The sequence below is a fragment of the Vibrio sp. 10N.222.46.A1 genome (assembly GCF_041473595.1).
GTDB lineage: Bacteria > Pseudomonadota > Gammaproteobacteria > Enterobacterales > Vibrionaceae > Vibrio > Vibrio tasmaniensis_A.
In genome coordinates, this window is the sequence record NZ_JBFRSN010001493.1 from 1 (window position 1) to 1,121 (window position 1,121).

General features: G+C 47.3%; 1 protein-coding gene. It reads left to right on the forward strand.

Annotated features, from left to right (window positions below; genetic code table 11):
- The first annotated feature begins 161 nt into the window (after window positions 1-161).
- Window positions 162-1,118, forward strand: a complete 957-nt coding sequence (locus AB4496_RS27605) for a MoxR family ATPase (RefSeq protein WP_009845812.1) — start codon at window positions 162-164, stop codon at window positions 1,116-1,118.
- The last annotated feature ends 3 nt before the right edge of the window (window positions 1,119-1,121 follow it).

The following is a 1,121-nucleotide window of genomic DNA, read 5'->3' on the forward strand; positions in this document are numbered from 1 at the left end:
GATATGGTACAAACCATGGCTTAGTGGTTTTTTCTCGTTAACCGCTTGTAAATAATTCCAATTTTGAAAAAATAAATTCCACAAACGTACTGGAACTTTTTCCTAGTAATCAGTGACCAATACTCAAAATAAAAATCAAATGGATACCCAGAGAGTCCAAAATGCACAAAACAAATTTCGAAGTCCTTCAAAACTATTTAGAGTCTCAAATCATTGGTCAAAAAGAGCTTGTTAAGCAGCTGATGATAGCCCTTTTGGCCGATGGTCATATCCTCGTTGAAGGGCCTCCCGGGCTAGCAAAAACTCGCGCAGTAAAATCATTGGCTGACTGTGTCGAGGGAGACTTCCACCGCATTCAATTCACGCCAGATTTGTTACCTGCTGATTTAACGGGTACCGATATATTTCGTCCAGAAACGGGAGAATTCACCTTCCAATCGGGCCCGATTTTCAACTCGCTTATTCTGGCGGATGAGATCAACCGTGCTCCGGCGAAAGTGCAAGCCGCAATGCTAGAAGCGATGGCTGAGAAGCAGGTGACGGCGGGACGAAAAACCTATGCCTTACCCGATTTGTTTTTGGTAATGGCAACGCAAAACCCAATTGAGCAAGAAGGCACTTACCCGCTACCAGAAGCTCAATTAGACCGTTTCTTGCTGCATTTAGAAGTGGCTTATCCAGACATGGAAAGTGAGCTGGAGATTTTGCGCCTAAACAGAGGCGAAGCTCAAGGCAACGAATCTGTTCAGCCACAAGAGATATCTCAGCAAACGATCTTTGAAGCCCGCCAAGAAGTACTCAACATTCATATGGCAGACACCATTGAGCAGTACATCATCAGACTGGTAATGGCGACGCGCCAACCTAAGCAATACAGCGACCAGCTTGATCAATGGTTAGACATGGGTGTTAGCCCGCGTGCAACCATCGCGTTAGACCGTTGTGCCCGCGCTCACGCTTGGCTTGCTGGCCGCGACTATGTTACTCCACAAGATGTTCAAGCGATGGCATTCCCTGTACTGCGTCACCGCCTGCTTCGTAGCTACCACGCACAAGCCGAAGGGGTCACTGCAAACCAAGTGATCGCACACCTTCTCTCGTTGGTTGGTAGCGCATAGGGA